At 38.1% G+C, this 8,091-nt stretch carries 6 protein-coding genes and 1 pseudogene; all 7 read left to right on the top strand.

Going from position 1 to position 8,091, the window contains the following annotated elements:
- Window positions 1-163: 163 nt before the first annotated feature.
- The 7 genes and pseudogenes from PPA04_RS08855 (at window position 164) to PPA04_RS08825 (ending at window position 7,971) form a co-directional block, all read left to right on the top strand.
- Window positions 164-1,129, top strand: a complete 966-nt coding sequence (locus tag PPA04_RS08855; RefSeq protein WP_057785002.1) for a DNA/RNA non-specific endonuclease — start codon at window positions 164-166, stop codon at window positions 1,127-1,129.
- A gap of 185 nt (window positions 1,130-1,314) precedes the next feature.
- Window positions 1,315-1,668 carry an iron chaperone gene (locus tag PPA04_RS08850; RefSeq protein ID WP_057785001.1) on the top strand — a complete coding sequence of 118 codons (354 nt, stop codon included), beginning with the start codon at window positions 1,315-1,317 and terminating at the stop codon, window positions 1,666-1,668.
- 171 nt (window positions 1,669-1,839) lie between these two features.
- On the top strand, window positions 1,840-2,907 hold the full coding sequence (locus PPA04_RS08845) for a DUF871 domain-containing protein (protein ID WP_057785000.1): 1,068 nt from the start codon (window positions 1,840-1,842) through the stop codon (window positions 2,905-2,907).
- Window positions 2,907-3,812: an N-acetylmuramic acid 6-phosphate etherase gene (gene murQ / locus PPA04_RS08840; protein ID WP_057784999.1), complete on the top strand. Its 906-nt coding sequence runs from the start codon at window positions 2,907-2,909 to the stop codon at window positions 3,810-3,812. Before PPA04_RS08845 ends, murQ begins: the two co-directional genes overlap by 1 nt.
- On the top strand, window positions 3,812-5,803 hold the full coding sequence (locus PPA04_RS08835) for a glucose PTS transporter subunit IIA (RefSeq protein ID WP_147206801.1): 1,992 nt from the start codon (window positions 3,812-3,814) through the stop codon (window positions 5,801-5,803). The genes murQ and PPA04_RS08835 overlap by 1 nt, the downstream gene beginning before the upstream one ends.
- A gap of 17 nt (window positions 5,804-5,820) precedes the next feature.
- Window positions 5,821-6,660, top strand: a complete 840-nt coding sequence (locus tag PPA04_RS08830) for a MurR/RpiR family transcriptional regulator (protein WP_057784998.1) — start codon at window positions 5,821-5,823, stop codon at window positions 6,658-6,660.
- A 189-nt stretch (window positions 6,661-6,849) separates the two neighbouring features.
- Window positions 6,850-7,971, top strand: a pseudogene (locus tag PPA04_RS08825) (NAD(P)-dependent alcohol dehydrogenase).
- The last annotated feature ends 120 nt before the right edge of the window (window positions 7,972-8,091 follow it).

Genomic DNA, 8,091 nt, shown 5'->3' with positions numbered 1-8,091 from the left:
CGATACTACTGAGCCCATTTGCTTCCAGACTAAGTGAGGCGTAGGACGGCAATTAAACTACTGCTTTTGAACCAAGTCGTTTAATATTAATTATTGAAGTGATTTTGATACTTTCAACCTTTAGTTATTTACCATTCGCGGTGGTAGAAAGTAGGGGAGCAGCATGAAAAAAGTTTCAAAGCTAGTCATACTAGTGATTGCCACATTTACATTGGCGTTTAATGTGCAACAGTTACCAAGCAACACCAAAACTGCGCAAGCCACGACCTATGTTTATGTGACTAGAACAGGGAAGCATTACTTTTATAAACGGCACGATCGGGGTCTAAATCGAGCTAAAAAAGTTTATAAAGTAAGTTTAACAACAGCTAAACGACGGGGATTAACTTTGTCAGCCACTGAAAAAGCACCAAAGAAAAAAGTGGTTCACAAGAAGAAAGTCGTGCATAAAAAGAAAAAGGTTGTTAAGAAAAAGAAAGTCGTCCACAAGAAAAAAGTTGTCCATAAGGTTGTTAAAAAAGTTTCGGCAAAAAAGGCCAAGGCAGCAACGACTTCTAAACTGAGCACACTTAAGTACCACGGGACGCGAACAGTGATCATCAATAAGGATCGCCCTAATTTTTCCAAGGCAACTTTGTCCACCAAAAAAGGTGCATGGCAAAAATATAGTAATTTGGATAGCGAGAATCGGGCAACTGATGCGAATGCTATGCTGAATAAACGATTGATGCCTAAAAAAGCCCGTGCGTCACTTTACGTAGACCCAACTGGGTGGCACAACAAGAAGTTGAAGTCTGGTTGGCTCTATAACCGGTGTCATTTGATTGGGTATCAGTTGACAGGACAAAACAATAATTGGAAGAATTTAATTACTGGAACCCGTTCACTAAACGATCCGCAAATGACGAAGTATGAAAATGAAACAGCTAAGTATTTACGGCAAAGTTCTCACCATTATGTGCGTTATGAAGTCAAACCAGTTTATTCGGGTCGCGACTTGCTAGCTAATGGAGTAGAAATGCGGGCACAATCGATTGGCTCAAATCGTATTAGATACAATGTTTATATTTTCAATGTTCAAAAAGGGGTAAAACTCAATTACGTTAATGGTACAAGTAAAGTTAGTTAAATAGAAAAAGTTGAAAATCGATTAAATATGTCAGGTTTGCGTGCCTGATAACTTAATCGATTTTTTAGTGTCCTTGGGTGAGAATAATGGCGTGAAGAAGGTTATAATTGGTTTCAAAGAGAAGTTTATAACTGAATGGTGTGTGAGTAACACTGAATTCCCAGAGAAAGTAAAGGATGTTAACTATGGAGAAATATGCAAATGTTGCAGAGTACATGGCAGGATTACCAGAAATGCAACAAAATGTGGCGCAAATTATGCGTGACTTATTAGCAGATGCGGCTCCCGATGCAAAAGAGGTTCTATCGTATAATATGCCGGCTATTAAGCAAAATGGGAAAGTTTTGGTGTATTTTGCGGCAACGCAAAAACATCTTGGTTTTTATCCAACGCCCGCTCCGATTGTGGCCTTTGAAGCACAATTAAAGGACTTTCAGACTTCTAAAGGAACCATCCAGATTCCTTATGACCAGCCATTACCAGTAAAACTGATTCGCGAGATTGTGGCATTTCGGGTGAAGGAAGTTAGTGGAGAATAAGAGATTAAGGCAAATTATATAATATGTGATTTGTCCTTTTTTGCGCCTTCAAAAGAAATTAAATTTCAATTATATTGATTAAATTAATAAAAATGTTGAAATAATAATTCATAAGAGGTATACTCAATTCGTAAAATGAAAACGTTAACAAATATGGGAGGTGATAGTACTATGTTAGGTTTTTCAATTTATCTTGATCAAGAAATTGACAATCAAACTAAAAACTATATAAAAGAAATGAAACGAAATGGCTTTACAGGTGTGTTTACTTCAGTACATATTCCAGAGGAGGATGCCTCTAAGTATGTCGATCGATTGAAGTTACTTGGAGGTTATTGTGCAGAGCAAAAATTGAAATTAACGGTTGATCTTGATTTGAAAGGTTTAAAAAACTTAGGAGTTTCAGTTAGTTCGGCTAGAAGCTTAACTCACATTGGTATTTCAGCGTTGAGATTGGACGATGGATTTAGCAATTCAAAAATTGCTGAACTGAGTCATCAATTAAACATTGCCTTGAATGCCAGCACAATAAGTGAAAGCGACGTTAATAATTTACATGCAGATCAAGCTGATTTTGACCATATGGAAGCTTGGCATAATTATTATCCTCGTCCAGAAACAGGATTGGACACGGATTGGTTTGCAACTAAGAACCAATGGCTAAAAAAACACCACTTTACAGTAATGGCTTTTGTTCCAGGAGATTCAAAGTTGCGTGGCCCAATTTATAAAGGTTTACCGACTTTAGAAGCTCATCGAAATTTGAATCCCTTAGTTGCAGCCGATGAACTGAAAAATAAGTTGGGGGTTGATAAAGTTTTCATCGGTGATCCCCAAATTTCCAAACAACTTATGCAAAAGTTTGCCGACTATGAATTACACAATAAAGTGCAGTTGCAGGTCAAATCAGACTATACGACGCTATTTAAAAGAGTTTGGCACAATCGTCCTGAGGTCTCCCGAGATGTTGTCCGTTTGGTAGAATCACGAAAGCAAAATCAAATCACTAAACTGTCAATTAAATCTGACGATACTCTAAAAAGAAATGTGGGTGCAATTACACTTGATAATCAAGGCTATGGGCGCTATCAAGGCGAAATACAAATTTGTAAAACGACATTACAAAGTAATCCGAAAGTGAACGTGATTGGTCATGTGATAGCTAATGATTTGTCCATGCTTGTTTTAATAAAAGAGAACACTGGAATTGAATTTAAACCAGATGAAGGAGATAAATAATGATTGATTTAAGTAAACTAACAACTGAAACAAGAAATGCAAAAACCATGAATCTTGATGAAATGTCTACTGAAAAAGTTCTGGAATTAATGAATACTGAGGATCAGACAGTTCCTGTTAGTATTAAAAAAGCATTGCCAGAAATTACGGTGGCTGTGAAGCAGATTGTCAAAAGCTTTAAAAGTGGCGGTAGGCTCATTTATATGGGAGCAGGTACAAGCGGCAGACTTGGCGTTTTAGATGCAGCTGAATGTGTACCAACTTTTGGAACAGATCCCAAAATGGTTCAAGGATTAATAGCAGGTGGACAACAAGCTATGACTTTGGCTGTAGAAGGTGCTGAAGATTCTAAAGAACTAGGAGAAGAAGATTTAAAAGACAGAAACCTTACTGAAAATGATACGGTAGTTGGAATTGCAGCTAGCGGACGAACACCTTATGTTATTGGCGGTTTGGACTATGCCACCAAAGTTGGTGCAAAAACAATTAGTTTAGCTTGCAATGATCATGCGGAAATTAGCAAACATGCTAAAGTTGCAATTGAAATTTCTGTTGGTCCTGAAGTCTTAACTGGATCAACTCGCTTGAAGTCAGGTACCGCTCAAAAAATGGTTCTAAACATGTTATCCACCGTTTCAATGGTTGGAATTGGCAAGGTCTACAAGAATCTTATGGTCGATGTAAAACCAACAAACGATAAATTGGTAGAGCGTTCCAAACGAATTATTATGCAGGCTACAGAGTGTGATTATTCAAAAGCAGAAAAAGCATTTAATTCTGCTGATCAAAATGTAAAGTTAGCAATTGTTATGATTTTAACTGATTTAAATAAAAATGAAGCTAAGGAACGTTTGAAAGATGCACATGGCTTTGTTCGTAAAACAATTAAGGGAGGTACAAACTAATGGCTGATGAAAAAATTAAACGACTTGCACGTGAAATTTATCAAAATGTGGGTGGTCCTAGTAACGTTCAAAAGCTAATTCACTGTATGACTAGAGTGCGAATGACAATTATCGATATGGATAAGGTCAATATGGAAGGATTGAAAAATATTGATGGTGTTTTAGGCGTTGTTGATGATGAAACACTTCAGGTTGTCATTGGACCAGGAACGGTAAACAAAGTTGCCCAAGAAATGGTTGACGAAGTTGGTGTAAAACTGGGCGAGCCATTTCCAGATGATGTCGGCGGTAATAGTCATTTAACTGATAAAGAAATGGTCGAAGCAAAAGCTGCCAGAGTTAAAGCAGAGCAAAAAGCAAAGCAGAAGCAAACGCCAATTAAGAGAATCTTGAAATCAATTTCGAATATTTTTATTCCATTGATTCCAGCCTTTGTTGGTGCTGGTTTAATTGGTGGTGTTGCAGCGGTCCTTTCTAACATGGTTCTCGCGGGCGATATTGGTAAGAGTTGGAATGACTTTATCATGGTTATGAAAGTTATTCAAAATGGTGTATTTTCCTATCTAGCAATCTATGTTGGTATTAATAGTGCTAATGAGTTTGGAGCGACTCCTGGACTAGGTGGTGTTATCGGTGCTGTGACGTTATTAACCGGTGTACTTCCAACCGCTCCATTGCACAATATATTTAATGGACAGGCCTTAGCAGCAGGGCAAGGCGGTATTATTGGTGTAATTTTTGCTGTTTGGATCCTTTCCTTAGTTGAGAAGAAATTACATCAGTGGATTCCGGATTCAATTGATATTATTGTGACACCAACGATTTCATTGTTTGTAGTTGGAATATTTACAATTTTCTTAGTTATGCCAGTTGCTGGTGTTGTTTCCACATCATTGGTTGGTGGTATTGAGTGGGTATTAAATGTTGGTGGTGCATTCTCAGGATTTGTTTTGGGTGCCTTATTCTTACCAATGGTAATGTTTGGACTGCACCAAATTTTAACCCCTATTCATATTGAAATGATTAACAAAACTGGTATGACACCATTACTACCTATCCTGGCAATGGCTGGTGCTGGCCAAGTTGGTGCTGCAATTGCACTGTGGATTCGTTGTCATCGAAACCACAAACTTACAAACATGATTAAAGGTGCATTACCAGTTGGAATTCTTGGAATTGGGGAGCCTTTGATTTATGGAGTGACACTACCACTTGGTAAACCATTTATCACCGCCTGTATTGGAGGTGGTATTGGAGGTGCAGTTATTGGCGGATTGGGACATATTGGTGCAATTGCCATCGGACCTTCCGGCGTAGCTTTAATTCCTTTAATTAATAATGGTCACTGGATGGGTTATGTCTTTGGTTTACTTGCTGCTTATGCTGGTGGCTTTGTTGCAACCTATTTCTTTGGAATTCCAAAGGATGCTGTTGATCCTGAACTTGCCACTGCTGATGCTGTTGTACCTGTGACTAATTCTGATTCAAATGTCAAAAATGAAGAAGTTAAAGAATCAGTTTCATATACTAAAGATACTGTAACAGCTCCTGTTAAAGGCCAACAAATTTCCGTTAGTGAAGTTAGCGACCCAATTATGGCTAAAGAAACTATGGGAAAAAGCGTCGCAATTAAGCCTAAAGATGATTCACTGGTTTATTCGCCCGTGAATGGGAAAGTAATGTTTGTAGCCGATACAGGGCATGCAATTGGATATACAAGTGATGCTGGGGAAGAAGTACTAGTTCACATGGGCATTGATACGGTTAATCTGAAGGGGAAATACTTTGACTTAAGCGTTAAACCAGGTGATGTTGTGACCCAAAATCAAGTGGTTGGAAAAGTAGACTGGACAGAAGTTGCTAAAGCTGGGTATGATACAGTTACGTTGGCAATCATTACAAACAGTCAGGATTTTACGGTTGATAAGGTGCCTGATAACACAGACGTTCAAAGCGATACGGTGGTAATGAATACAACTCCGGCCAGCTAGTAAGGTAGGAAAAGTATATGAAAAGTATTCTATTTTCTATTCATAGTCAAATCACTTCATTTTCAAAATCTGAACGAAAAGTTGCACAATATATTTTAGATCATCCACAACAAGTTATTGGAATGAATGCCGACACGTTAGCTAATAGAGCAGGTGTTAGTGCGGCCACAGTGGTTCGCTTGGCCAAAATTTTAAGTACTGACGGTTTCCCTGGTGTAAAAATTCAACTTTCTGCAGAAACTAAAATGGACGACAGTTTGTATACAGAGGTTGATCCCAAAGATCCACTGAATGTAGTTAAACAAAAAATGGAGTTTAGAATTGGACATACAATTGAACAGACCAATCTAACTTTGAAAGATAAAGCAGTTTCCCAAGCAGCTCAGCTAATTAGTGAAGCTGATGATGTTTATGCATATGGATTAGGTGCCTCAAGTATTGTCGCGGCTGACTTTCAACAAAAGTTTATTCGTATTGGTAAACCGGTAGTTCAGACGATGGACACGCACCTAATTGCAACAGGAATTGTAAAATCTGGAACTGTTTTGGTGTTGGTTTCAAACACAGGAGAAACTTTGGAAAGCCAAAAGCTGGCAGATGTGGCGCATGAACATGACGTACCAGTAATTACAGTTACGCACGACGAAAAAAGCACTTTGGCAAAAAAGAGTGACATTGTCTTGGTTCACGATGATAGTGAAGAAAATGAAAAATTTCGAACAGCCGCCACAACCTCCCTAATGGCGCAACTATATGTGATGGATCTACTTTACTATTTCTACATCTCTATGAATTTTGATGAAAACGTAGGTAAGCTGAAGGAATCACGAGATGTCATTCAAAAACATTTTAAGTAATTGGAATAGGACTGGGTTTTTAAGATTGAATTCTTAGAAACTTAGTTCTTTTGTTTTTCGCCTCCTTTAATGATTTGAAGGGGATGTTAGAGCTACTAGGTATTTTTTGTGAAATTTTGCAATTCTTTTTACAAACTGCTATAACAAATGTGTAAAAACGATTACATAGCTATTAGGAGGCTTTTTAGAATGAGAGTTAAAGCAGCTGTTGTTAGTGAAAAAGGTGCTGATTTTGAAGTTAAAGATGATGTGGAACTGGCAGAGATGCAACCAGACGATATACAGGTTAAAGTGGTGGCAACGGGAATTTGTCATTCCGATGAGGCACTTTGAAAGGGAGATGCGGAAATTGGTTATCCGATCATTTTGGGTCATGAAGGTTCAGGAATCGTTGAAAAAGTAGGCTCACATGTGCAAAATTTTGTGCCGGGCGATCACGTTGTTCTTTCGTTTTATGCTTGCGGAAATTGCGAAAACTGTTTGAAGGGTGTTCCAACGCAATGTTTACACTATGCAGAAAATAATCTTTCTGGTGTACGTCCTGATGGTAGCGCTCATTTTACTGAGAATGGCCATAAAGTTTGTGACATGTTTGATCAATCATCTTTTGCCACACATACTATTGTGCGAGAGCGTAATGCAGTTAAAGTATCTAAGAATCTTGATTTGCGAAAATTGGGTCCATTAGGCTGTGGCTACGTGACGGGAAGTGGGACTGTCCTGAATACTTTGAAGCCACATCCAGGACAAACTATTGCTGTCTTTGGTACCGGTGCTGTTGGACTAGCTGCGATGATGGCGGGAAAAATCTCTGGTTGTACCCGTGTAATTGCGGTAGATATTAATGACGGGCGTTTGAAATTAGCTAAAGAACTAGGTGCCACCCAAGTGATTAATAGCAAAAATGAAAATGCTGTTGAAGCAATTAAAAAGTTTACAAATGGACATGGTGTTAACTTTGCAGTAGATACAACTGGTGTTGCAGGTGTGATGGAAACCTCTATTAAAGCTCTGGCTCAAGGAGGTGTATCTGCATGTATTGCTGTGACACCTCATCACATTGATGTGGATACTTGGAATGATTTGTGTGTCGATGATAAGGCAGTTATCGGCGTCAATATGGGTGACTCCATTCCGCAAATTGATGTACCTCGTTTGATTGAATTTTACCGTCAAGGAATGTTTGACTTTGACAAAACAGAGAAATTCTACAAATTCAGTGAAATTAATCAAGCAAATGCAGATTCCATAAGTGGTAAGACAATCAAACCAATTTTGGTCATTGATGAAGATTATAAGTTTGAAGGCTAGGGTTTACAATAAAAATTCAGATGATTTTTGAGAAAATGTTGCTTTTTATTCATTAGCCAAAACTAAACAAACAGTAAAACTTATTTAGTTTAATTAAAAAGTAGTTCTGAATCCGGTTAG

This window comes from Pediococcus parvulus (genome assembly GCF_007990205.1).
GTDB lineage: Bacteria > Bacillota > Bacilli > Lactobacillales > Lactobacillaceae > Pediococcus > Pediococcus parvulus.
Note: the sequence above shows the minus strand (reverse complement) of the source record. Positions and strands in the feature narration are given on the sequence as shown.